21 protein-coding genes are annotated in these 22,378 nt (G+C 66.6%); 12 read left to right on the top strand and 9 right to left on the bottom strand.

Annotation, left to right across the window (positions count from 1 at the left end):
- Positions 1 to 23 precede the first annotated feature (23 nt).
- The gene (locus tag AC3WT6_RS09970) at positions 24 to 1,352 is read left to right on the top strand and encodes a dihydroorotase (RefSeq protein WP_492653424.1); all 1,329 of its coding nucleotides are present in this window, start codon (positions 24 to 26) and stop codon (positions 1,350 to 1,352) included.
- A 42-nt stretch (positions 1,353 to 1,394) separates the two neighbouring features.
- Positions 1,395 to 1,991 carry a MarC family protein gene (locus AC3WT6_RS09965; protein WP_492653423.1) on the top strand — a complete coding sequence of 199 codons (597 nt, stop codon included), beginning with the start codon at positions 1,395 to 1,397 and terminating at the stop codon, positions 1,989 to 1,991.
- Between the two features lie 62 nt (positions 1,992 to 2,053).
- On the opposite strand, the gene AC3WT6_RS09960 is transcribed toward AC3WT6_RS09965, so the two are convergent.
- The 4 genes from AC3WT6_RS09960 to AC3WT6_RS09945 all read right to left on the bottom strand — a co-directional run bounded on the left by AC3WT6_RS09960 (position 2,054) and on the right by AC3WT6_RS09945 (position 6,213).
- Positions 2,054 to 3,165, bottom strand: a protein-coding gene (locus AC3WT6_RS09960; protein WP_492653422.1) for an IS3 family transposase whose coding sequence is annotated in 2 segments (ribosomal slippage) — positions 2,054 to 2,913 and positions 2,913 to 3,165 — 1,113 coding nt in all. Because the reading frame shifts where the segments join, the coding sequence is not laid out codon by codon here.
- A 175-nt stretch (positions 3,166 to 3,340) separates the two neighbouring features.
- Positions 3,341 to 3,763, bottom strand: a complete 423-nt coding sequence (locus AC3WT6_RS09955) for a hypothetical protein (protein ID WP_492653421.1) — start codon at positions 3,761 to 3,763, stop codon at positions 3,341 to 3,343.
- 4 nt (positions 3,764 to 3,767) lie between these two features.
- Positions 3,768 to 5,210, bottom strand: coding sequence for an AAA family ATPase (locus AC3WT6_RS09950; protein WP_492653420.1), 1,443 nt, complete (start codon positions 5,208 to 5,210; stop codon positions 3,768 to 3,770).
- Positions 5,211 to 5,493: 283 nt separating this feature from the next.
- Positions 5,494 to 6,213, bottom strand: a complete 720-nt coding sequence (locus tag AC3WT6_RS09945; RefSeq protein WP_492653419.1) for a response regulator transcription factor — start codon at positions 6,211 to 6,213, stop codon at positions 5,494 to 5,496.
- Between the two features lie 338 nt (positions 6,214 to 6,551).
- On the opposite strand from AC3WT6_RS09945, the gene AC3WT6_RS09940 reads away from it, so the two are divergent.
- The 4 genes from AC3WT6_RS09940 (at position 6,552) to AC3WT6_RS09925 (ending at position 10,275) form a co-directional block, all read left to right on the top strand.
- Positions 6,552 to 7,907, top strand: a complete 1,356-nt coding sequence (locus AC3WT6_RS09940) for a DcaP family trimeric outer membrane transporter (protein ID WP_492653418.1) — start codon at positions 6,552 to 6,554, stop codon at positions 7,905 to 7,907.
- Between the two features lie 93 nt (positions 7,908 to 8,000).
- On the top strand, positions 8,001 to 8,828 hold the full coding sequence (locus tag AC3WT6_RS09935) for a 23S rRNA (adenine(2030)-N(6))-methyltransferase RlmJ (protein WP_492653417.1): 828 nt from the start codon (positions 8,001 to 8,003) through the stop codon (positions 8,826 to 8,828).
- Entirely contained in the window at positions 8,825 to 9,349 is a 525-nt protein-coding gene (locus AC3WT6_RS09930) for an NUDIX hydrolase (RefSeq protein WP_492653416.1), read from the top strand. Before AC3WT6_RS09935 ends, AC3WT6_RS09930 begins: the two co-directional genes overlap by 4 nt.
- A 5-nt stretch (positions 9,350 to 9,354) precedes the next feature.
- On the top strand, positions 9,355 to 10,275 hold the full coding sequence (locus AC3WT6_RS09925) for an alpha/beta hydrolase family protein (RefSeq protein WP_492653415.1): 921 nt from the start codon (positions 9,355 to 9,357) through the stop codon (positions 10,273 to 10,275).
- Here AC3WT6_RS09925 and AC3WT6_RS09920 read toward each other — a convergent pair.
- The 5 genes from AC3WT6_RS09920 to AC3WT6_RS09900 form a co-directional block, all read right to left on the bottom strand.
- Positions 10,233 to 11,828, bottom strand: coding sequence for an Aq_1262 family (lipo)protein (locus AC3WT6_RS09920; protein ID WP_492653414.1), 1,596 nt, complete (start codon positions 11,826 to 11,828; stop codon positions 10,233 to 10,235). The genes AC3WT6_RS09925 and AC3WT6_RS09920 overlap by 43 nt on opposite strands.
- 179 nt (positions 11,829 to 12,007) lie before the next feature.
- Entirely contained in the window at positions 12,008 to 12,550 is a 543-nt protein-coding gene (locus AC3WT6_RS09915) for a hypothetical protein (RefSeq protein ID WP_492653413.1), read from the bottom strand.
- Positions 12,551 to 12,558: 8 nt separating this feature from the next.
- Positions 12,559 to 13,689, bottom strand: coding sequence for an alkaline phosphatase family protein (locus AC3WT6_RS09910; protein ID WP_492653412.1), 1,131 nt, complete (start codon positions 13,687 to 13,689; stop codon positions 12,559 to 12,561).
- Positions 13,690 to 13,727: 38 nt separating this feature from the next.
- The gene (locus AC3WT6_RS09905; RefSeq protein ID WP_492653411.1) at positions 13,728 to 14,252 is read right to left on the bottom strand and encodes a DcrB-related protein; all 525 of its coding nucleotides are present in this window, start codon (positions 14,250 to 14,252) and stop codon (positions 13,728 to 13,730) included.
- Positions 14,252 to 15,340, bottom strand: coding sequence for a metallophosphoesterase (locus AC3WT6_RS09900; RefSeq protein ID WP_492653410.1), 1,089 nt, complete (start codon positions 15,338 to 15,340; stop codon positions 14,252 to 14,254). Before AC3WT6_RS09900 ends, AC3WT6_RS09905 begins: the two co-directional genes overlap by 1 nt.
- A gap of 285 nt (positions 15,341 to 15,625) precedes the next feature.
- Between AC3WT6_RS09900 and thiC the strand changes: the two genes are divergently transcribed.
- From thiC to AC3WT6_RS09870, 6 genes are all read left to right on the top strand, one after another.
- Positions 15,626 to 17,518: a phosphomethylpyrimidine synthase ThiC gene (thiC, locus tag AC3WT6_RS09895; protein ID WP_492653409.1), complete on the top strand. Its 1,893-nt coding sequence runs from the start codon at positions 15,626 to 15,628 to the stop codon at positions 17,516 to 17,518.
- Positions 17,515 to 18,171: a potassium channel family protein gene (locus tag AC3WT6_RS09890; RefSeq protein WP_492653408.1), complete on the top strand. Its 657-nt coding sequence runs from the start codon at positions 17,515 to 17,517 to the stop codon at positions 18,169 to 18,171. Before thiC ends, AC3WT6_RS09890 begins: the two co-directional genes overlap by 4 nt.
- A gap of 129 nt (positions 18,172 to 18,300) precedes the next feature.
- Positions 18,301 to 19,206 (top strand): alpha/beta fold hydrolase, encoded by a 906-nt coding sequence (locus AC3WT6_RS09885; protein ID WP_492653407.1) that lies wholly within the window; start codon positions 18,301 to 18,303, stop codon positions 19,204 to 19,206.
- A gap of 139 nt (positions 19,207 to 19,345) precedes the next feature.
- Positions 19,346 to 20,461 carry an alpha/beta hydrolase gene (locus tag AC3WT6_RS09880; protein ID WP_492653406.1) on the top strand — a complete coding sequence of 372 codons (1,116 nt, stop codon included), beginning with the start codon at positions 19,346 to 19,348 and terminating at the stop codon, positions 20,459 to 20,461.
- Positions 20,462 to 20,608: 147 nt separating this feature from the next.
- Positions 20,609 to 20,734, top strand: a complete 126-nt coding sequence (locus tag AC3WT6_RS09875) for a hypothetical protein (protein ID WP_492653405.1) — start codon at positions 20,609 to 20,611, stop codon at positions 20,732 to 20,734.
- Between the two features lie 9 nt (positions 20,735 to 20,743).
- Positions 20,744 to 22,273, top strand: a complete 1,530-nt coding sequence (locus tag AC3WT6_RS09870; RefSeq protein ID WP_492653829.1) for a recombinase family protein — start codon at positions 20,744 to 20,746, stop codon at positions 22,271 to 22,273.
- The last annotated feature ends 105 nt before the right edge of the window (positions 22,274 to 22,378 follow it).

Raw genomic sequence — 22,378 nt, 5'->3', positions numbered from 1 at the left:
CCCCCCACGCCAGGAGCGTCCCCGTGCTGATTACCAATGCCCGCATGATCAACGAAGGCCGCGAGTTCCACGGCGACCTGCTGGTGGAGAACGGCCGCATCGCCAAGATCGCCGCCCAGATCAGCGCGCCCGCCGGCTGCGCGGTGGTGGACGCCGGCGGCAAGCTGCTGATGCCCGGCATGATCGACGACCAGGTGCACTTCCGCGAACCCGGCCTCACCCACAAGGGCAACCTGGCCAGCGAGAGCGCGGCGGCGGTGGCGGGCGGCATCACCAGCTTCTTCGACATGCCCAACACCAACCCGACCACCACCACCCGCGAACGGCTCGACGCCAAGTACGCGCTGGCGGCCGGGCGCTGCCACGGCAACTACGCCTTCTACTTCGGCGGCGCCAACGACAATCTGGAAGAGATCAAGCGCCTGCCGCCCGGCGTCAGCCCCGGCGTGAAGGTGTTCATGGGTGCGAGCACCGGCAACATGCTGGTGGACGATCCGGTGGTGCTCGACGGCATCTTCGCCCACGCCCAGGTGCCGATCATCACCCACTGCGAAGACACCCCCACCATCAAGCACAACGAGGAGCTGGCGCGCGCCCGCTGGGGCGAGGACGTGCCGTTTTCCGAGCACGGCCGCATCCGCTCGCGCGAGGCCTGCTACAAGTCCACCGAGCTGGCCGTGGGTCTGGCGAAGCGGCACGGCACCCGGCTGCATGTGCTGCACCTGACCACCGCCGAGGAGATGGCCTTTTTTACGCCCGGGCCGATGGAGGGCAAGCAGATCACCGCCGAAGTCTGCGTGCACCACCTGTTCTTCACCGATGCCGACTACGAGCAGCGCGGCGCCGCCATCAAGTGCAACCCGGCGGTGAAGACCGCCGCTGACCGCCTGGCCCTGCTGGCGGCGGTGCGCGAAGGCCGCATCGACGTCATCGCCACCGACCACGCGCCGCACACCCTCGCCGAGAAGGCTGCGGGCTACTGGAAGGCGCCTTCCGGCCTGCCGCTGGTGCAGCACGCGCTGCCGGCGCTGTTCAGCCTGGTGCGGCGCGGCGAGCTGGACCTGCACACGGTCATCAACAAGGCCTGCCACGCGCCGGCGATCCGCTTCGGCGTGCAGGAGCGCGGCTTTCTGCGCGAGGGCTACTGGGCCGACCTCACCCTGGTCGATACCGAGGCCGAGCTGCCGGTGCGGCGCGAAGACGTGCTCTCGCTCTGCGGCTGGTCACCCTTCGAAGGCTTGAGCCTGGGCGCGAAGATCCTCAAGACCTGGGTCAACGGCGAGCTGGCTTGGGACGGCCAGCAGGTGCTGGCGCCGCGTGGTCAGCGCATCGACTTTGCCGGCGGCCGCTAGTGAGCTGTTCCTTCGTTGCCGTGTTGAGCCAGTAGGGCCGCCATGAACTGGGCTGAAATCGCACCCGTTGCCATGACGCTGTTCCTGATCATGGACCCCCTCGGCAACGTGCCGGTGTTCAACTCCGTGCTCTCCAAGCTGGCGCCGGAGCGGCGCGCCAAGGTCATCGTGCGCGAGTTGGTGGTGGCGCTGGTCATCCTCATGGGCTGCCTCCTGGCCGGCAACGGCATCCTCGCCTTCTTAGGACTCTCGCAGCCCTCGCTGAACATCGCCGGCGGCATTTTGCTGTTCATCATCTCGCTGCGGATGATCTTCCCCGGCGCCGAGCACGCCAGCGAGTTCGAGGTCACCGACCCCTTCATCGTGCCCCTGGCCGTACCGCTCACCGCCGGCCCTTCGACCATCGCCGTGCTGCTGCTGCTCAGCTCCACCCGCCCGGAGCTGATCTTTGAGTGGAGCGTTGCCCTGGTACTCGCCTGGCTGGGCACCACCCTGCTACTGGTCTGCTCGCCCTGGCTGATCAAACTCATCGGCTCCCGTGGCTCCCGCGCCATGGAACGCCTGATGGGCATGGTGCTGGTCATCCTCGCCACCCAGATGCTGCTCAACGGGATTCGGGATTTTGTGCGGAGTTTGTGAGGGGTAGTGGGAGACGGTGTGTCTCCTAGCAGCCCGCTTCGGTCACTCTGTAGCGACCTCGTTTATTGAAGACAGTCTGAGGTAGAGGTGGTGGGTGATTTTGCCTGTGCGTAGGCGACGGGCGGAAGGCCGCCGAGACTGCGATGCGGCCGGTGATGGTTGTAGCGGTGTTGCCAGTCGGTGGTCATGCGGCGGACCTCGTTGAGGCTAGTGAAGACGTAGCGGTCGAGCACCTCGGTTCGCAGGGATCGGTTGAATCGCTCGATGTAGGCGTTCTGGGTGGGCTTGCCGGGCTGGATGTGGACGAGTTCGACGCCGTGCCGCTTCGCCCGCTGCTGCAGCAGCTGGCTGATCAGCTCCGGTCCGTTGTCGAGCCGCAGTCGCTGCGGTGCTCCGCGAATCTCGACCAGCTCATCCAGCGCCCGGACCACCCGCGGTGCCGGCAGGCTGGTGTCGATTTCGATGCGCAGCGATTCACGGTTGAAGTCGTCGATGACGTTGAAGGTCCGGAATCGACGGCCGGACCAGAGCGCATCGGCCATGAAATCGGCGGACCAGGTCTGGTTCGGCGCCAGCGGCACGGCCAGCGGGTCGCGGACACGCTCCGGCAGCCGTCGCTTGCCCCGACGCGGCAGATTCAGTCGAAGCTCGCGGTAGACCCGCCAGAGCCGGGATTTGCCCCAGGGCCTACCCTCGCGTCGAAACGTCCGGTGCAGCAGGTAGAAGCCCTCGCCCGGATTCGCGGCGATGTAGGTCGAGATGGCTTCGATCACCGGCGTGTCGTCCGGTTTGCGGGATCGGTAGTACGGTGCGGCGCGCGAAAGCCGCAGTGCCTCACAAGCCCGCCGCAGACTCACTCCGTGGCTCTCTTTCATCGCCAGGCACAGCTCCATGCGCTGTGCCTGGCTCAGAGCTTTTTTGAGACAACGTCCTGCAGCGCGTGATGCACCAGCGCCAGCTCGGCATACATCCTCTTGAGCTTGGCGTTTTCGCTTTCCAGCGTCTTCAGCCGCTGCAGCTGCGAGACATCCATGCCAGCGTATTTGGCCTTCCAGGCGTAGTAGGTCGGCTCCGAGATGCCGTATTTGCGACAGGTCTCAGCGACCTTCGCCCCGGCCTCGACCTCCTTGAGAATCCGGACCATCTGTTCTTCCGAAAACTTCGACTTCTTCACGTAGAGCTCCTTTCAGGAAAACTCTACCTCCCACCGTCTTCAATCTTCGAGGTCGCTACAACTCGCGCAAGGTGCGAAATCTGCTCAGCCCAGCTACGCGTTTAAACGATTCGCTTTATAACTAGAAAAATTTACAACTGGCCATAGCTGCTTCCGGTAAAATCAGGTTCGCTGGCTATTCAATATCTTTCACAGTAGGGCACTCAAACGCCTTTGGTTGAATGCGATCAACCTTGCGGAAGTTGTTGACGTCATGTCGCAGATCGCCATCCTGGCTCGCTAGTAACTTGCGCTTGCTAAGAAACACGGCTCGAGCGTTGGGTATGTCTTCGCCGTTGCATCTGTAGTGGTAGTGACGATCTTCGTTGAAATCTTTAATGTCTTTTGTGGGGATGCGATTTAAACGATCCTTATCCCCAAGATCACGAATTAGCACCGCCAGAAGTCGATTCCCATGACGGTTGTACTCGTTCAGGATGTGCTGACTAAGCACCAGTACGCCAGTATCCTTGAGCCAAACAAAAAGCTCTTTATATTTGTCATCTGGCGGATCATCGAAAAGCGTGGCAATGTTTGTATCGACGAAAATGTCCTTCATAGCCTCAGGCCCTATCAAAGGCACTCATCGCTAATTCATATGAATCGGCGACGTAAGTCCTGAAGAATTCTTTTGGTGCGTCAACAAGCTCGCCTTTAGTTCCGAGTCTAATGCGTTTTATGAAACGCCCGTCAGAGTCTGCGTTAGGTGAAACAAAATAAAGCGCAACATCATCAGCATTGATCTTCCCCTGAGCGATTAGAATCCTGACTCTCGTCACCAAATACTCACTGTGGGTTTCGACAATGTATTGTCGAGTTGACGCCCTCGAAACGAAGTAGTTTCCAAGCAACGCCTGACTTGAGGGGTGCAGATGAACTTCGGGTTGGTTTATCAAAACCGTACCCTCTTTACCCAGTCCGATGTCAGAGACCACTACGGGCAGAACCTGAGAAAGACCAAACCCCACGTCTGCTAAGGTATCTGTGTATTGACGATCTTTCGGTGTTACTCGCACTTGAACGAACTCTCCAAGATTCGTCTCTGCGTTAAGCTCGGTTGCAAGTTCAAGTTGTATTAGCGCTTCTTTTACGGCACTAAATCGATCTCTGTTGGATTCCTTCCACTGAGCGAGGCGCAACGAGACCCCTTCACCGTATGGGTCAAATCCTGATAATGCGGTTGACGCTGCGTAATAACGCAATGGGTGCGCGCGAACGGCGCCTACATATGTAGTTTGCCGAAGAGCCTTGTTAATTCGCTGCCGCACTCTATTTACGGCGGCATTGGCTAGCGTCAGCTTTCTAACCTCAGCGAATGCTTCGGAAAACGAGGTGGATGTCAGTCGAATCTTTCCTTTTTGAAGCTCTTGCGCCTGCTGTTCCACATATTCGACGTACTTTTGTAAATCGAAGTTTGTCGCTTTCGCCGCTTCTTGGAGAATAAAATCAGTGGTGCGCGCTCGGGTTGGTGCGTGGAATGAAGATATCCAGCTCGAGGTAATAATGTCAGGATCAATATCCGAAACTGAGGCTCCACCGAATAGGTCGAACAAACGATCCTCAGACGTTACTCCCTCTGCCGCATGGTATTCGAAAAAAAAGGCCTGCTGCTTTTGGTTCCAAGACAATTCTAGGCGAGTTCGTTTGTCTTCTAACGTAATCGCTCTGGTAGTAACCGATCCTCCTTCTTCAGCCGCGCGATATGCGCCGTTGACCCGAACAATATCAGCCTCGTGCTCAATCTCGAGGCCAACCTCAAAGGCGCCTTTGGATTTATGCCCATGGATCACATTGCGAAAATCACCAAGGCGGACCAAGGGGCCGTTAAGGCGAAAATCGACAGGAAACCCTATGCCCTCGCGCCCCTGCGTTATGGCGCACAGGGCCTGCAACACAGAGGTCTTTCCGGAGCTATTTGCCCCGGTGAGCAAGGTAAGAGGAGCCAAAGTCAGGTCCTCAGTCTGAAATGCTTTGAATTTTGTAAGTGTTAGCCGCTTTAGTCGCATATGACTCTTGGCGGGTGCAAACCCGCACCTTCTCAATTAACTTTGGCCTGAAAAAAGCTTGGCGAAAATAAAATGACATGCGGCGGCCGAACTGGGCATTTTGGTGCTGATGCCACAGCGCGTTGGAGATGATGTTAGGTGTACGGCGCCAACATTCCTCCTCTCACGGTAAGCCGCCACCGCTATCCCCGCAAATCGCGAACGTCCGCTTCTGGCACTAACGCCCCCCCTAGTTACCCCGCCAAATTCATCGAGGCAGTTGATCTAAGCGACGACGAATCAACTAACCCTCGTCGTCCTCGCCCCCCACCGCAAAGCTGCTGACATCCAAAGGCACCGCCTCGGCTAGCAGCAGGCGCTGCGCCAGCACGGCGGCTTGGGTGCGGCGGTAGAGGCCGAGCTTGCGCAGGATGGCGGTGACGTGGGCCTTGATGGTGGCCTCGGTGACTTCGAGGTCGTAGGCGATCTGCTTGTTGAGGCGGCCGTCGGCCAGGTGCATCAGCACCTTCAACTGCTGCGGCGAGAGGCTGGCGACGCGGCGGGCGAGCTGGGCGTCGTTGCTGTCGGTGGGCGGCGGGGCGACTTCCGGCGGCGTCCACAACTGGCCGTCGAGCACGGCGGTGATGGCGGTGGTGAGCACGTCCAGGCCGGCGGACTTGGGGATGAAGCCGGCGGCGCCGAAGTCGAGCGCGCGGTGGATGGTGGCGCTGTCTTCCTCGGCGGAGATCATCACCACCGGCACGCTGGGGTGCTCGGCGCGCAGCCAGACCAGCGAGGAATAGCCCTGCACGCCGGGCATGCGCAGGTCGAGCAGCACCAGGTCGGCGTCCGGCACCTTGCTGATGGCGGTGCGCAGCCCCTCGTAGCTGTCGGCCTCGGTGACCTCCACGCCGGGCAATACCCGCTCCACCGCCAGTCGCAGGGCGGCGCGGAACAGGGGATGGTCGTCGGCGATCACTACGACGGGATGCGATTGGGCGCTGGGCATTTCTAGTGAGCTCATGCGGCGAGTGTTGGTCCTCGATCTGCATCCTGCCAGATCGTTAGGGCCTGCCACCAATTGGCGGATCGCCGCGTTGCTGGCCGCAACCCGCCGGGGCCGGACTGTTTTGGCGCGGCGCGGCGTCAGCCAGAGGGGGCAATAGTTCGACTATGGCCTCCCTCTGCCTTCCTTGCGCCGCACCAAAACAGCCTCGGCCGCAGCGACCCGCCAACTGGCGGCAGGCCCTTAAGACTTTGGTCGTAAGCGCCTGCCGTTACGACCTTCGGGGAATGTGACAGCGGCGGGGTAGGGGGCAAGCTCGGCTCCGTTGTCACTAGAACAACTCCGAGGAGAAACCCATGCAGCCCAGCCGCTACCCCGCAAACCCGTTTGCCCTGGCCGCCCGCGCGTTCTGCGCCGGTGCGCTGGCCCTGTCGCTATCCGCCCCCGCGCTGGCCGCGCCGGATGCCGAGACCGCCGCCGTCATCAAGGAGCTGCGCCAGCGGCTCGATGCGCTGGAGGCGCAGCTCGCCGCCGAGCGCGCCGCCCGCGCCACGCCGCCTCCGGCACCGGTGGCCGCCGCGGCCCCGGCTGCCGCCAAGCCGGCCGAAACCAAGATCGGCGACACCAAGCTCACCTGGGGCGGCTATGTGAAGGCCGACGCCATGTACTCGCGCTTCAGCGAGGGCGAGGTGGCGCAGAGCACCAGCCGCGACTTCTACGTGCCGGGCACCATCCCGGTCAGCACCGGCAGCGGCGAGAGCCGCGACTTCTTCGACGCCCACGCCAAGGAAACCCGGCTGTTCCTCAAGACCGAGACGCCGCTGGATGGCCACAAGCTCGGCACCCATATCGAGTTCGACTTCATCGTCAGCCAGGGCACCGGCAACGAGCTGGTCACCAATGCCTACAACCCCGGCCTGCGCCGCGCCTTCATCACCTACGACAACTGGCTGATCGGCCAGGAGTGGAGCACCTTCCAGAACCTCGGCGCGCTGCCGGAGACGCTGGACTTCGTCGCCTTCCCCAGCGATGGCACGGTGTTCATGCGCCAGCCGCAGGTGCGCTACACGCTGGGCAACTTCCAGCTCGCGCTGGAAAACACCGAGACCTCGGTGCTGCCGGGCGGTGGTGGCACGGTGGCCGGCTCCGGTGACGGCCGCATCCCTGATGCGGTGGCGCGCTACAACTTCAAGCTCGGCGCCGCCGAGCTGAGCCTGGCCGGCCTGCTTCGCCAGTTGCATGTCGACAACCCGGCTGCCGGTGCCGTCGCCGCCGTGAGTGACAGCAGCACCGGTGGCGGCGTGAGCTTCTCCGGCCGCATCCCGCTGGGCAAGGACGACGTCAAGTTCATGCTCACCAGCGGCGAGGGCCTGGGCCGCTACCTGGCGCTGGGCACCTCGGCCGACGCGGTGCTGGCCAATGGCGAGCTGAGCGGCATCGGCATCACCGCCGGCTATCTGGCCTACAAGCACCAGTGGACGCCGACCCTGCGCTCCACGCTCACCGCCTCCACCTTCCAGGCCGACAACGACCTCGCCCTCACCGGCGGCGCGGTGACCAAGAGCGTCACCAGCTTCAGCGGCAACCTGCTGTATTCGCCGGTCGCCAAGCTCACCTTCGGCGTCGAGTACCGCCACGCCAGCCGCGAGGTCGAGAGCGGCGCCGACGGCGCGCTGGACCGCCTGCAGTTCTCCACCAAGTACCTGTTCTGACCGTCTTCAAGAGGTGTCCCTCCTGGCCCCGCTCACGCGGGGCATTTTTTTGGCCAGCGGCGGCCGGCGAGCGCCTTCGTCGATAATGGCGCCATGCACTACCGCCACGACTTTCACGCCGGCAACTTCGCCGACGTACACAAACACATCCTCCTCTGCGGCCTGGCCCAGGCCATGGCCCGCAAGGACAAGCCCTACGCCTATCTCGATACCCATGCCGGCAGCGGCAGCTACGACCTCACCGGCGCCGCCGCCACCCGCACCGGCGAGGCGGCCGAGGGCGCGCTGCTGTTGCAGGGGCTGAAGGACGCACCCGAGCCGCTGGCAAGCTGGCAGCGCATCGTCAGCGCCGCCAACAGCGGCGGCGCCTGGCGCCGCTATCCCGGCTCGCCGGCCTTCGTGAAGGCCCTGGCCCGCGAGGGCGACCGCCTGCTGCTGTGCGAATCGGTGCCGGAAGTCGCCGAGGCGCTGCGCACGCAGTTGTTCGACGCCACCGTCCACGTCCGCGACGGCTACGAGGCGGCCAGCCTGCTGCCGCCGGCCGAGAAGCGCGGCCTGGTGCTGGTGGACCCGCCCTTCGAGCGCCGCGACGAGTTCGCGGCGATGACCGACTTTCTGCAACGCGCGCAGGCGCGCTTCGCCGGCGGCGTCTATGCCTTCTGGTATCCGCTCAAGAACAGCCACGAGGTGGAGCGCTTCTGCCGTCGCGTGGCGACGCTCAGCAGCAAGCCGGTGGTGGACTTCCGCTTCGACACCGGCGCCAAGGCCGAGGGTCAGATGCGCGGCAGCGGCCTGGTGGTGGTGAATCCGCCTTACCGGTTCGCCGAGGACATGGCGCCGGCGCTGGACATCCTGGCCCGCGAGCTGGCCCACGGCAGCCGCGCCGCCTCCCACATCACCTGGCTGAAGACCGAAGCATGATCCGCACCCTGCACCGTGGTGAATTCCTGGAGCTGAAGAGAGATCGCCACTGGGAGTACGTCAGCCGCGTCAACGCCCGTGGCGCGGTGGTCATCATCGCGGTGACGCCGGAGCGCGAGCTGGTGCTGGTGGAGCAGACCCGCATCCCCCAGCAGTGCAAGACCATCGAGCTGCCGGCCGGCATCGTCGGCGATGCCGACAGCCCTGAGCACGAGAGCTTCGAGGACGCGGCGCTGCGCGAGATGCTGGAGGAGACTGGCTTTCGCGGTAGCGAGGCCTTTCTGCTCACCCAGGGGCCGACCGCCGCCGGGCTCACTTCCGAACAACTGACGCTGGTCGGCATCCGTGGCCTGGTGCGCGAGCACGACGGCGGCGGCGTCGGCGACGAGGACATCAGCGTGCATCTGGTGCCGCTCGAGGGCGCGCACGACTGGCTGGAGCGCAAGCGCGCCGAGGGCCTGCGGGTGGAGCCGCGCGTCTACGCCGGGCTCTACTTCGCCACCGGCCCGCAGTTCGCCTGAAGGTGGTGGAGGCGCTGGAGATCCGCGCCGCCGATGGCATCCCGCTGGCGGCGAGCTACTTCCCGCCCCAGGGCCAGCCCAGGGCGGCGGTGCTGATCAATTCGGCGACGGCGGTGGACCGCCGCTACTACCGGGCGTTTGCCGAATGGCTGGCGGCGCGCGGCCATGTGGTGCTCAGCTACGACTACCGGGGTATCGCCGGCTCCCGGCCGCAGCGGCTGCGCCGCGACTTTCCGGCTAGCATCACGCTCTGGGGCGAGCGCGATTGCAGCGCCGCCGCCGAGGCCCTGGCGCAACGGGCACCGAAAGCGGCCGAGGGTGGCGCGCTGCCGCTGCTGCTGATCGGCCACAGCATCGGTGGCGTGGTGGTAGCCAGCATGCCCGACAACCAGCGCTTCGCCGCCATCCTCACCGTCGGCGCGCAGAGCGCCTACTACCGCGACTGGCCGGCGGCGGTGCGCGGCCCGATGTATCGGCAATGGCATCTGGCCCTGCCGTTGCTGACGCCGCTGTTCGGCTACTTCCCGGCCAAGCGCCTGGGCATGATGGAAGACCTGCCGGCCGGCGTCGCGCGCCAGTTCCATGCCCGTAGACGGCACCCCGACTGGCTGCGTCTCTTGGAGCGCGAGGGCCTCGCCAGCTACCACCGGCAAGTCCGCGCGCCGGTGCTGGCCATCGGTATCACCGACGACCCCTACGGCACCCGTGCCGCGACGCTGCGCCATCACGCCCTGTTCGAGAACGCGCCGGTGGAATACCGATGGATCGCGCCGGCCGAGATCGGCGAATCGGAGATCGGCCACTTCGGCTTCTTCCGCCGCCGCTACCAGCAGACGCTGTGGCCGCTGGCGGCGGAGTGGCTGGAGCGGCAGGCCGCGCGGGTTCAGTCGGCCGGCCAGTCCAGCCAGATACGGCCGTCGGAATAGACCCGCTCCTCGGCGCGCAGGCCGGTGTCGGCCTCGTCGATGTGCCGGTGCAGCTTTTCCGGCGGGCGCAGAAAGGGCTCGCGGCCGTGGATGAAATCCTGCTCGCGCACCAAGGCCCAGTAGGCCTTGTTGAGCGCCAGCGCTCGCTCGCGGCTGGGCACGATCAGCCAGCGCAGGTCGCGGTCGCCACCCGGCGCGGCGCGTAGAACGGCCTTGCGGTCGAGCAGGCCGCCGGGGAAGAAGCGCGCCAGCACCTCGTCGTTGCTGCGGAAGGCGTCACCACCGCCGGCGCGGCTGAACCAGGTCAGCACCTCCGGCTCGGCGTGGCCGGCCATCGGTACATCGGCCATGCCTTCCAGCGTCTGCCAGCCCCAGCCCTGCGCGCCCGGCGCCTTGCGCGGAAAGCCGAAGGAAGAGTCGGCGGTGATGCCTAAGCCACCGTGGCAGCCCATGCAGTGGTAGTGCTCCTCCAGGGTCTGTAGCCGCAGGGCGCCCTTGGCGTCCTCGATCCAGCCCTGATAGCTCCAGCCGAAGGCGTTCATCAGCCCCAGCTCGGGGCTGCCGCGATAGCGCGGCGTCAGGCCGGCGGCCTTCTCGTCGCGCTCCTCGCGGTAGGCGCCCTTGAGCGCGCTGTCGTCCAGATTCAGGCGCTTGACGCTGTAGCGGAGTTCCTTCAGCCGCGCCGAGAGCAGGTTGGGCTGGTCGGGGTCGACATAGCGCAGGCTGTGCAGAAACTCGGTGCCCTGCGGATAGCTCCAGCGCCGCACCGGCTCGCTCACGGCGGCGCCGGCGTAATGCCGGGGCAGGCCCTGGATGTGGCGGGCGCTGGCGAGCTTGCCGTCGCCGTCGAGGTCGAAGCCGGCCAGGGCTTCCGACACCGGCTCGATGGCGCGCCGCAGCGTGGCCTCGGGCACGGTGTCGGCGACGGTCATCGCCGCTTCCAGAATGGCGAGGTTGGCGCTGTAGACGGCGCGCGACTCGCGGCCCTGGGCATCCTGGCGGAAGCGCGCCGGCAGGCGGATCAGCACATCGTCGCTGGCGCCATTGGTGGGCCAGAAGCCGCCGGGCAGGGGCTTGTAGCGGAAGGCGCGCCAGCCGGAGCCGTCGCGCGCCCAGCCCTGGGCGTCAAAGCCCTGGCGGTAGTCGAGATCGGGCCGATAGCCGGGCGCGTCGCCGCCGCGCTGGGCGGCAAAGAGCGGCTGGTAGTTGTCCTGGCGGATGTAGTCCAGCACCTGGGCATCGCTGATGCCGGCGATGGCCGGGCGGCGGTCGACGAAGACATTGCGCCAGTGGTTGTCCATTGCCGCCGGCGAGAAGGCGTATTGCTCCTGCAACTCCCAGTCGCCCTTGTCGTTGCGGCCGTTGCGGGTGGTGTGGCAGGTCCAGCAGGGGTTCGCGCTGCCCTCGGTCCGGGTGTAGCACTGCGGCGGCACGCCGGGCTCGGGATTGCTGAAGGCGACCAGGGCCTCGCGGGTCTGGGTGGCCGCGGCGGCAGCGGCCGGCTTGGCCGGTTCGGCGGGCTTGCCGCAGGCGGCGAGCGCCCAGGCCAGCAATACCCCGCAAGCCAGTTCCCTCCCCCGCAGGCGGGGGAGGGCCAGGGTGGGGGCGTTCTGCGGCTTGCGCACAAGCCGATGGCTACCGTCGCTCTCGTCCCGTCGAAAGCCCTTGGCTTCCGACTCCCCCGCGAGCGGGGGAAGCAGATCGGCTTGGTCCTGCCTCTGACTCACGCGCCCTAGCTCCGCTTCGGCGGCTGGTAGTCCGGCCCGTCGTGGCGGCGCGGGCGCAGGCTCTCGACGATCTGCCGCAGCTCCCGGCGGCGCAGCTCGAAGTGCGCCGGGTCGGCGCTGAGCAGGGCGCTGGCCCAGCGGCCCTCGCCGGCTACGGTGAGCAGGTAGGCGCTCAGCTCGCGCTCGCCCAGGCGGTAGCGCAGCACGTATTCGTAAGCGGGCAGGCCGTCGAGCTGCAGGCGGTGCTCCTCCAGTTGCTCGAAGGCCGTGGCCTTGTCGGCCAGGGCGCGCAGGCGGCGCTGGGTCTGGCCGTCGAGGCAGCTCGCGGGGTCGTCCAGGCGCTGGCTGTTCACCGCCAGGGCCACGCCCTCCCAGCCGGGCGCGGTGGCGCGAGCGTAGAGCGGCACCTCGGTGGCGTTGCGGCGCAGATCCCAGCCGGCCGGCAGTTGCAGTTGATAGCCGGGGCCGGCCACCGGCGTCATTGCGGCGTCCGCTCCGGCGGCCTGGGCGGCGGCGCCCAGTAGCAGCAGGGCCAGCAGCGTGCGCACCACGGGCCTCAGGTGCCCGGGAGATTGTTGTAGATGTCGGTGCCGAAGGGCACCAGGCCGGCCTGGCCAGCGTGGCCCAGGTAGGGCAGGCCGAACAGGTCCTCGATGCTCTTGAGCATGGAGTAGTGGTTGTAGGGCACGTCGGACACCGTGCCCGGCTTGATGAAGGGCGAGATCAGCACCGCGCCGATGCGGCCGCCGCCGGGGCCGAACAGGCCGGGCAGCACGCTGTTGGGGCCGCTGGGCTCGTTGCAGCAGGCGGCGGCGTCCTCGGCGTTGGCGCCGAGATTGGCTTCGTCGAAAGTGACCAGGATCAGGCCATCTTTCTGGTAGGCCGGCGAGGCCATGATCCTCGGCACCCATTCCTTCAAAAAGTCGTCGATGCCGACCAGACCGCCCGGGTCGCCGTTGGCGCAGCCGCTGTCGTGGCCATCGGCGCAGAGGTTGGGGGTGATGAAGACGTAGTTGGGCGTGTTCGCTTCCTTCAGCAGATCGGTTTTCAGCGCCGCCAGCTCGACCACGTGGGCGTCGCAGTTGGCCTGGTCGTCGATGATGCTGTGGAAGTACACGAAGGGGTTGTGGCGCGTCGCGTACTGGTCGGTCGCGGTCGCCGACTGGGTGCCGTCCTGGGAGTTCAGCTTGGGGTGCGAGCAGGTGGCGGAGCCGTCGCGCGCCAGGTCAAAGCCCATGTCCTGCATGTAGCCCTTCCAGCTCAGCCCCTTGTCCTGCAACTGGTTGGCGATGGTCTTGATCGCCGGCGGGTAGACGCAGCCAAAGCCGGTGACCTGGCCGTTGGCGTCCGGCGTGGTGGTGCCGACCCAGTCGAGGTAGGCGAGGCAGTCGGTGGCGGTCGCGGTGTTCGGCGACTGGCCGCCGACCATGCTGATGTAGTTGTCCAGGCTGACGTGGCCGGTGCCGTGGTACTGGGTCAGCAGGGCGCCGAGCTTGGGCAGCTCGCTGGCCAGGTAGGGCGCGGCGCTGTCGGCGCCGGCGCCGAAGGTGTCGGCGTAGCTCTTATTCTCCAGCACGATGATGAACACATGGCCGGGCTTGCTGGCCTTGCTGCCGGAGCCGGCGGGTTCGCTGCCGCCGCAGGCGGCGAGAGCGAGGATCAACAGCAAGGGGAGCAGGGCTTTCATCGGTGGATCTCGGTGGTGCGGGGCTGGCGGCAGGGCGCTCAGCGCGCGGCCGGCCGCAGGCTGTCGGCGATGCGCCGGAACAGCGCGCGCTGGAATTCAAACCGCGCCGGCTCGCTGGCGAGGCTCAGCACGATCATCTCCTTCTCGGTGGCGAGCACCGTGAGATAGGCGTGCAGATGGCGCGGGCCTTCGCGGTAGTCCAGCTCCAGGCGGCTGGCGACCGCGCCGCCCAGTTCCAGCGGCTGCTCGGAAACCACCTGGAAGTCCTGGGCCAGATGGCCCATGTCGCGCAGCTTGCGCAGCACGAAACCATCGAGGCAGGTGCGGCGGGCGTCGTAAGGCTCGCGGGTGAGGATCAGCTGATCCTGCGCCCAGCCGGCGGTATCGCTCTTGGGCGGGCGCGCCACCAGCTCGGCGCCCATCAGGCCGCGCTGCTGGCTCCATTGCGCCGGCAGCTCCAGGCTCCAGCCGGGGCCGCGCAGGGTCTGCAAGTCGGCGGCGGAAGCCGGCAGCAGCCAGGCCAGCAGGGCCGCCGCCAGCGCGAGTGCCGGCCGCAGACGCATTACTTGCTCAAGCTGCGCACGAAGGCGGGCTTGGGCTTGCCGGCGGTATCGAGCGGCAGGGCCAGATTCTCCAGCGTGTAGACCTCGCCCTTGAGCTCGCTCTCGCTGATCTCGAACCAGAAGAAGCCGGGCGTGAGGTCTTGCTGCCAGTGCGCCGGGTTGCGGGCGGCGTCGCCGAAGTCGCGGGTATCGGAGCCGGCGCCGGAGAGCACGAACTCGGTCTTGCTGTTGCAGGTGGAGACCGGCTTGAGCCATTCCAGGTCGTGGTCGTGACCGAAGATGAAGAGATCCACGCCACCGTTGTACTGGGTGTCGCAGAGGCTGGCGTCGAGAAAGTTCTTCCACTGGGTGCCGCTGACCGTGCCCGGCACCAGCACATTGGTGCCGTCGAAGCTGCCGGCATTGCCGTGGTGGCCGTTGGAGACATAAGGGTGGTGGGCAAAGGCGAAGGTCCACTTGGCCTTGCTGGCCGCCAGCCCGGCCTGGAACCACTGCAGCTGGGTGTTGGCGTAGGTGATGAAGTTGTACTTGGTGTTGAGCAGGTCGGGGATGGTCGCCGCCATGGGGTTGGAGTCCAGGCAGAAGAACTCCGCGATCGGCGTCTCGCCGGCCGCGAGCGTGCTCGGCGCGGTGAAGGAGTGGTAGCGGGCCGGCAGGGTCCACTTGCCGGAGCTGCCTACCGAGGTGGTGTACTGCACCTGGTAGTCGCCCTTGTTGTTGGCCGCACCTTCGCCGGCCGTGGTGGCCGAATTGTCGTGGTTGCCGAGGGTGGCGTAGACCGGGATGTTGAGATCCTTGTAGGGCAGCTCGAACTTGGTCTGGAACTGCTCGTCGGTCACCGAGGTAACACCGCTGTCGTAGAAGTTGTCGCCCAGCTCCAGCGCAAAGTCGCAGCCCTTGACCGCGCAGAGCTGCGCCATCGCAGCACCGACCGCGTTCTGGTTGTCGTTGGCGCGGCCGGCGTCACCGAAGGCGATGAACTTCACCGTCTTCTTGGCGGCCGCGGGCGGCGTGCCGCCGTTGTCGGGCGCCTGGCTGGTGCCGCAGGCGGCGAGCGAGAGGGCAAGGGCGAGGGGCAGCAGACGCATGGCACAAGGTTTCCGGTAGGCAAGCGGCCTATTCTGCCTAAGGCTTGTGATGCCGGGATGACATGGGGCGGATTTCCCGTTTCCCGTATTCGTCGGTCGGCGCCTTGTGCCGGCCGGGGACAGGGCCTAACCTGCGCGCCATAGCCGGGGGTGCCCCAAGTAGCGCGGGGCTGAGATCACACCCTTGGAACCTGACCGACCCCAAGGCCGGTGAGGGAAGGCTGAGGGGCTGGCGCCTGGGTGCCGTGCTCCGGCGTTCCCGAGCTGGCTGGAGCCTTGCAAGCCATGAGCGCCCTCCCGAACGATTTCCTGCACGACGCCACCCGCCTCACCGAGGACGCGACGCGGCCGTTTCCTGCCAGCCGCAAAATCTACGTCGAGGGCTCGCGTCCGGACCTCCGCGTGCCGATGCGCGAGATCAGCCTGACCCCGACCAAGACCCGCGAAGGCATCGAGCCGAACGCGCCGGTCACCGTCTACGACACCAGCGGCCCCTATACCGACCCGAACGCGCACATCAATCTGCTCCAGGGCCTGCCGCCCCTGCGGGCGGGCTGGATCGCCGAGCGCGGCGACAGCGAGCCGCTCAAGGGGCTCTCCAGCATCTACGGCCGCATCCGCGCCGCCGACGAGAAGACCGCGCACCTGCGCTTCGAGCACATCCGCCAGCCGCGCCGCGCCAAGGCCGGCGCCAATGTCAGCCAGATGCACTACGCCCGGCGTGGCCTGATCACGCCGGAGATGGAGTACATCGCCATCCGCGAGAACGCCCGTCTTCAGGAGTTGCGCGAGAGCTACGAGAAAGCCGGCTATCTGCGCCGCCACCACGCGGGCCAGAGCTTCGGCGCGATGCTGCCGAAGGAAGTGACGCCGGAGTTCGTCCGCAGCGAGGTGGCGCGCGGCCGCGCCATCATCCCCGCCAACATCAATCACCCGGAGCTGGAGCCGATGGTCATCGGCCGCAACTTCCGGGTGAAGATCAACGCCAACATCGGCAACTCGGCGGTGTCTTCGAGCATCGCCGAGGAAGTCGAGAAGATGGTCTGGTCGACCCGCTGGGGCGGCGACACGGTGATGGATCTCTCCACCGGCAAGAACATCCACGAGACCCGCGAGTGGATCATCCGCAACTCGCCGGTGCCGATCGGCACGGTGCCGATCTACCAGGCACTGGAGAAGGTCAACGGCAAGGCCGAGGAACTGACCTGGGAGATCTACCGCGACACGCTGATCGAGCAGGCCGAGCAGGGCGTGGACTACTTCACCATCCACGCCGGCGTGCTGCTGCGCTACATCCCCTGGACCGCCAACCGCATGACCGGCATCGTCAGCCGTGGCGGCTCCATCCTCGCCAAGTGGTGTCTCGCGCATCACCAGGAGAATTTCCTCTACACGCACTTCGAGGAAATCTGCGAAATCATGAAGGCCTACGACGTCAGCTTCTCGCTCGGCGATGGCCTACGGCCCGGCTCGATTGCCGACGCCAATGACGAGGCGCAGTTCGGCGAGCTGCACACGCTCGGCGAGCTGACGCAGATTGCCTGGAAGCACGATGTGCAGGTGATGATCGAAGGCCCCGGCCATGTGCCCATGCAGCTCATCAAGGAGAACATGGACGAGCAGCTCAAGCACTGCTTCGAGGCGCCGTTCTACACGCTGGGCCCGCTCACCACCGACATCGCGCCCGGTTACGACCACATCACCAGCGGCATCGGCGCCGCCAACATCGGCTGGTATGGCACGGCGATGCTCTGCTACGTCACGCCCAAGGAGCACCTGGGCCTGCCGGACAAGGACGATGTGCGCGAGGGCATCATCACCTACAAGCTCGCCGCTCACGCGGCTGATCTGGCCAAGGGCTGGCCTGGCGCGCAGGTGCGCGACAACGCGCTGTCGAAGGCGCGCTTCGAGTTCCGCTGGGAGGATCAGTTCAACCTCGGCCTCGATCCCGACAAGGCCAAGGAATTCCACGACGAGACCCTGCCGCAGGAGGGCGCCAAGCTCGCGCACTTCTGCTCGATGTGCGGCCCGCACTTCTGCTCGATGAAGATCACCCAGGACGTGCGCGACTACGCCGCCCAGGTCGGCGCCGACGAGCAGGCGGCCCTGGCCCAGGGCATGGCCGAGAAGGCGGCGGAGTTCAAGGCGGCGGGCGCCGAGGTCTATCGCGTCGAATGAGCCGCAACTGGTTCGACCGGCTGCGCGAGAACCCCTCGGCCTCGCTGCTGTTCGTACAGCTCGCCGGGGTGCTGCTGTACCCGCTGATGGACGATGTCGCCAGCAGCCGTGCGCTGTTCAACGTGTTTGGCCTGCTGGTGCTCGGGCTGGCGCTGCGCATGGTGCGCCGCAGCCCGGCGGCGACCTGGATCGCGGTGCTGCTGGCCAGCCTGGTCACCGCCCTGCTGGTCGTGCAGGCGCTGGCGCCGAGCGCGTCGGTGGCCATGCTGATCTCGGCGCTGGAGGCGCTGTTCTACTTCTATGCCGCCGGCAGCCTGATCGCCTACATGATGGAAGATCAGCGGGCGACCACCGACGAGCTGTTTGCCGCCGGCGCCACCTTCACCCTGCTGGCCTGGGCCTTTGCCCATGGCTTCGCGCTCTGCCAGGCGCTGCTGCCCGGCAGCTTCGGGCCGGAAGCGCTGCCGCGGACCTGGATGGAGCTGCTGTTCCTGTCGTTCACCACCCTCTCCGGTGTCGGCCTGGGCGACATCGTGCCGCTCACGCCCATGGGCCGGGCGCTGGTGATGCTCGGCGAGTTCACCGGCGTCATGTACATCGCGGTCGTGGTATCGCGGCTGATCGGCATGACCATCAATCGCGGTTCGACCTGAGCCGGCGCTGGTCCCTGGTGCGGGACCATTCATCGCCTGTAACAAAAAACTGCCGTACGCCGGCCGAACTGGCTGGTAATTTGCGCGTCCTTTGTCATCAGTCTGCAACCAAAAGGACACACAACGGCAATGAAACTGTGCTGGACCGCCGGCAGCGCCTGCGTCAATGGCCTGCAAATCGCCTGGGAACAGGCTGGTCCGGAGCAGGGCGAGCCGCTGCTGCTGCTGATGGGCCTGGGCGGCCAGTTGATCCACTGGCCGGACGCGCTCTGCGAGCGGCTGGTGCGGCAGGGCTTCCGGCTGACCCGTTTCGACAATCGTGACGCCGGCTTGTCCTCCGACGGCGACCGTGGCCTGCCAACGCGCATCCCGCAGGACTGGCTGCGCAGCCGCTTTGGCCTGCCGGCCGAGGCCAATTACAACCTGTACGACCTCGCGGAGGATGCGGTGGGCCTGCTCGATGCGCTGGGCATTGCCCGCGCGCACCTGGTCGGCGCCTCGATGGGCGGAATGGTCGCGCAGATCCTCGCGGCCCGGTATCCGCGGCGGGTGCTGAGCCTGAACTCGATCATGTCCAGCACCAACGATCCCAGCCTGCCGTCGGCGCGCTTCGACGTGCTCTGGCGCATGGCCGGCATCGGGCCGAAGCCGCGCACCCGCGAGCAGGTGATCCGCCGTTCCACGGCGATGCTGCGGCGGGTCGGCAGCCCGGGATTTCCCACTTCTTACGAGTACCGCGCGCGGCTCGCCGGCCAGGCCTACGACCGCGCGTTCCGGCCGGCCGGCGTCGCCCGCCAGGCCCATGCGGTGCTGACCACCGGCAGCATCGAGTCGCTGCTGCCGCAGATCAGCGCGCCCACCCAGGTGGTGCACGGCCTCGCCGATCCGCTGCTGCGGCCGGCCTGCGGTGAGCGCAGCGCCCGCCTGATCCGTGGTGCCCGGCTGGAGCTGATCGCGGGCATGGGCCACGACTTGGCACCGGCGCTGGCGCCGCGCTGGGCCGAGCTGATCGCCGGCAACGCCGCGCGCGCCTGAGTTCAACGGTTCGGCTCCCTTAGCGTCGGCGGGCCGCGAACTGACGCGTTAATCAGATCAAGAAGGCCGGTGTTTTATGGATGAGGCGGCGTAGATCGCTTCCGAACCGGCTCCCTAGTGCTGGAGTGAGGAGTAACAAATGCGTGGTCTGCAAAGCGCCAGCGGCGGTGGCCGTGCCTGGCGGATGTTCGCCCTGATCCTGTTGGTCAGTGGTCTGGTGTCTTGCGACGCTGGAAGCGACGGTAGCGCGTCCGGCGGTGGCGGCGTCGGAGGCAAGCTGGCCCTGGAAATTCCCTGTGATCAGCAGGCCGATACGCGTCTGCAGGAAATGAGCGACGCCGGCATCGGCCTCGCCAGCCTGCTGGGGTTGCCGTCCGGTCGTTACGCGTTGCCCGCCGAACCCGCGCCAACTCAGCTCGTGGTGATGTTCCACGGCCACGGCAACGACTCCTGCTCCTGGCGCCGACATCTTCAGAATGTCGCCGCCAAGGGTGCAGTCGCGGTGGCGATGGACTACAGCGGGCAGTTGCAGGAGCCGATTCCGCACTACGGCTGGCGCGCACGCGCTGGCGCGGCCGACTCCATCGCCGCGGCGCGCTACTTTCTCGACCGCTATCCCTCGATCAAGACCGTGCACGCCTTCGCGGTGAGCATGGGCGGCAACGTCGCCGGCGTGGCGCTGGCGGCGCCGGAGGCCGTGCGCGCCGACGGCAGCCCCTTGTTTGATGACTGGGTGGCGGTGGAGGGCGTGCACAATCTGGCGGAGGAGTACCTGATCGTCCGCACCGTGGCGCCGGCCGTGCCGGACGGCGCCATCGCCCAGGCCGAGATTGAGGCCGAGAACGGTGGCCCCATAGAGCAGGTGCCCAACAACTACCTGGAGATCACCAATGTCGCGCGCGCCGCCGACTACGCCTACCTGAAGTCGGTGGTGCTGGTGCATGCCGTCGACGATGGACTGGTGCCGGCCACCCAGAGCCGTGAGATGTTCCTGGCGCTGAGCGGCCAGAGCGTCACCAGCCATCTTTACACAGTGCTGCTGCGCGGCGACGCCGAGGACGGCACTACCGCCAGCGGTCTGGTGCTGGGTCCGGTGTACGGCGCCGGCGGCCAGGTCTACACGAGCGCGCTGGCGGGTCATGGTTGGGAAGGCAGCGACACCCAGTTGGTGATCCGCACTGGCCTCGAACAGCTTTACGCGCTGATGGATGGTGCCGAAGTTTCGGTCGGCGAGACGGTGATTCCCGGGCTCTGACCGGGGTTGCCGTCGAGTAGGTAATGGAACTGGGCACGAGCCCAGTTTTCAGCGCGGGGTTCCATTGGCTCCCGTAAGGCTACGGCATCGGGGAGCCAATGGCTAAAACCGGTGCGGTTACTGGGTTCCACCAACTCGGAGCCCAACATGACCTTTTCTACCCATCCCGTCGCCGCCCAAGCTCAAGCCGCCTCGACCCCCGCCGCCCCGGTGGCTTACTCCTACGTGCGCTTCTCGCACGGCCGCCAGAAGAACGGCGACAGCCTGCGCTGACAGCTCGCCCTGTCCCGGGAGTGCGCCGACAAGCACGGCTTGAACCTGCAGGAGCTGACCTATAGCGACCTGGGTTTGAGCGCCTTCCGGGGCGCCAACATCGAACGCGGTGCCCTGGCGGCTTTCATCAAGGCCGTCGAGGACGGTACCATCCGCCCGGGGTCTTACCTGCTTGTCGAGAACTTCGACCGCCTCTCCCGCGCCGAGGTGCACATTGCCCTGCAACTGCTCCTGCGCCTGGTGTCCGCCGGCATCGTGGTCGTGACGCTGATGGACGGCAAGGTCTGGAACGAGCAGACCGTCGCTGATACCACCAACCTGCTGGTGACCATCATCTTCATGGGCCGCGCCCACGACGAGAGCCTGCGCCGCTCGGCCCGTATCCGGGAGGTCCACCAGGCCAAGCGCGACCGCCGCGACCCCGCCATCTTCGGCCAGGGGCCGGCCTGGGTTACCCGCAAGCCGGACGGCAGCGGCTGGGAGGTCAAGCCCGGCATGGCCGAGAGCATCCGCCGGGTGTTCGAGCTGAGCATCCAGGGCGTCGGCAGCACCGCCATCGCCCGCCAGGCCAACGCCGAGGGCTGGGTCGCACCGGGCAGGGTGGCCCGCTGGAACACCACCCTGCCGAACAAGCTGCTCCACAACCGTGCGGTTCTGGGCGAGTACGAGCCCAACGTCATGGCGGGCAGCAAGCGCGTCTCGACAGGCGAGGTCTGGACCGACTACTACCCCCGCATCTTGGACGAGGACACCTTCCTGAAGGCCCAGGCAGCGGCGCACAACCGGCGCAACCTGCCCAACCGGCGTGACGCCGGTTACCACAACGTCCTGCAGGGCCTGGCCTTTTGCGGGTACTGCGGCCAGACCCTTCTGCGCAAGCGCAAGAGCGGGGGGAAGAACGCCCAGGGGTACGCCCAGTACATCTGCAGCGGGAAGCACTGCGGGGACAAGCCCTGCCCCACGACCAACGCCCGGCAACTGGAGCAGCGCCTGTTGCCCAACCTCGTGCGCAACGCCGTCAGCGAGGTGGCCCGCACCGACCGGCTCGCCGCCCTGCGCGACCAGCTCGACACCAAGGAGGCCGAACACCGGGAGGCTACAGCGGCGGCCGAGCGCATCCTCACGCTGGTGCAGAGCAAGTCGAGCCCCCTGCTGGAGCGCCGCTTCCGCGAGCTGGACGGCAAGGCCACCGCTGCGGCGGCCGAGGCGACAGCCATCCGTGCCGAGCTGTACTCCAGCGAGGGGCCGCTGTGCGATGAGGACGTAGCGCTGGCGATGGACACCGCCATGGCCGCAGTGCTGGACGTCACCGACCGCCTGGCGACCGAGCGCGCTGCCCTGCGCGACCGCCTGGCGCGGGCCTACTCGGCGGTCTGGGTCTGGTCCGACAAGAGGCTGGCCGCGACCCTGGCCCAGGGGCGCCCGGAGGTCTTGTGGGTGCCCTTGGCGCCCGAGCCGCCCATCATCGAGGCGCTGACGGGCCAGCTCACGCTGCCGCCCTTGCCCAAGCACCTGCGGTCCAGCAAGGCCGACGCCTGACCGGCGGTGCTGGCCCGCCCCGTCAGCGGCGACCGTCTCGCAGACCGTCGCATCGGGGGAGACAGTCGAAGCAGACGCTTCCACCGTGCCAAGAGCGGGGCAGGG

The organism is Stagnimonas sp. FW305-C-60 (assembly GCF_058782965.1).
The sequence above is the reverse complement of the archived record's forward strand: the minus strand, read 5'-3'. Positions and strand labels throughout refer to the sequence as shown.

Excerpts from the sequence above, each read along its gene's own strand:
- AC3WT6_RS09965 (WP_492653423.1), top strand. The coding sequence starts at position 1,395 with ATGAACTGGGCTGAAATCGCACCCGTTGCCATGACGCTGTTCCTGATC.
- AC3WT6_RS09955 (WP_492653421.1), bottom strand. The coding sequence starts at position 3,763 with ATGAAGGACATTTTCGTCGATACAAACATTGCCACGCTTTTCGATGAT.
- AC3WT6_RS09950 (WP_492653420.1), bottom strand. The coding sequence starts at position 5,210 with ATGCGACTAAAGCGGCTAACACTTACAAAATTCAAAGCATTTCAGACT.
- AC3WT6_RS09945 (WP_492653419.1), bottom strand. The coding sequence starts at position 6,213 with ATGAGCTCACTAGAAATGCCCAGCGCCCAATCGCATCCCGTCGTAGTG.
- AC3WT6_RS09940 (WP_492653418.1), top strand. The coding sequence starts at position 6,552 with ATGCAGCCCAGCCGCTACCCCGCAAACCCGTTTGCCCTGGCCGCCCGC.
- AC3WT6_RS09935 (WP_492653417.1), top strand. The coding sequence starts at position 8,001 with ATGCACTACCGCCACGACTTTCACGCCGGCAACTTCGCCGACGTACAC.
- AC3WT6_RS09930 (WP_492653416.1), top strand. The coding sequence starts at position 8,825 with ATGATCCGCACCCTGCACCGTGGTGAATTCCTGGAGCTGAAGAGAGAT.
- AC3WT6_RS09910 (WP_492653412.1), bottom strand. The coding sequence starts at position 13,689 with ATGAAAGCCCTGCTCCCCTTGCTGTTGATCCTCGCTCTCGCCGCCTGC.
- AC3WT6_RS09905 (WP_492653411.1), bottom strand. The coding sequence starts at position 14,252 with ATGCGTCTGCGGCCGGCACTCGCGCTGGCGGCGGCCCTGCTGGCCTGG.
- AC3WT6_RS09900 (WP_492653410.1), bottom strand. The coding sequence starts at position 15,340 with ATGCGTCTGCTGCCCCTCGCCCTTGCCCTCTCGCTCGCCGCCTGCGGC.
- thiC (WP_492653409.1), top strand. The coding sequence starts at position 15,626 with ATGAGCGCCCTCCCGAACGATTTCCTGCACGACGCCACCCGCCTCACC.
- AC3WT6_RS09890 (WP_492653408.1), top strand. The coding sequence starts at position 17,515 with ATGAGCCGCAACTGGTTCGACCGGCTGCGCGAGAACCCCTCGGCCTCG.
- AC3WT6_RS09885 (WP_492653407.1), top strand. The coding sequence starts at position 18,301 with ATGAAACTGTGCTGGACCGCCGGCAGCGCCTGCGTCAATGGCCTGCAA.
- AC3WT6_RS09880 (WP_492653406.1), top strand. The coding sequence starts at position 19,346 with ATGCGTGGTCTGCAAAGCGCCAGCGGCGGTGGCCGTGCCTGGCGGATG.
- AC3WT6_RS09875 (WP_492653405.1), top strand. The coding sequence starts at position 20,609 with ATGACCTTTTCTACCCATCCCGTCGCCGCCCAAGCTCAAGCCGCCTCG.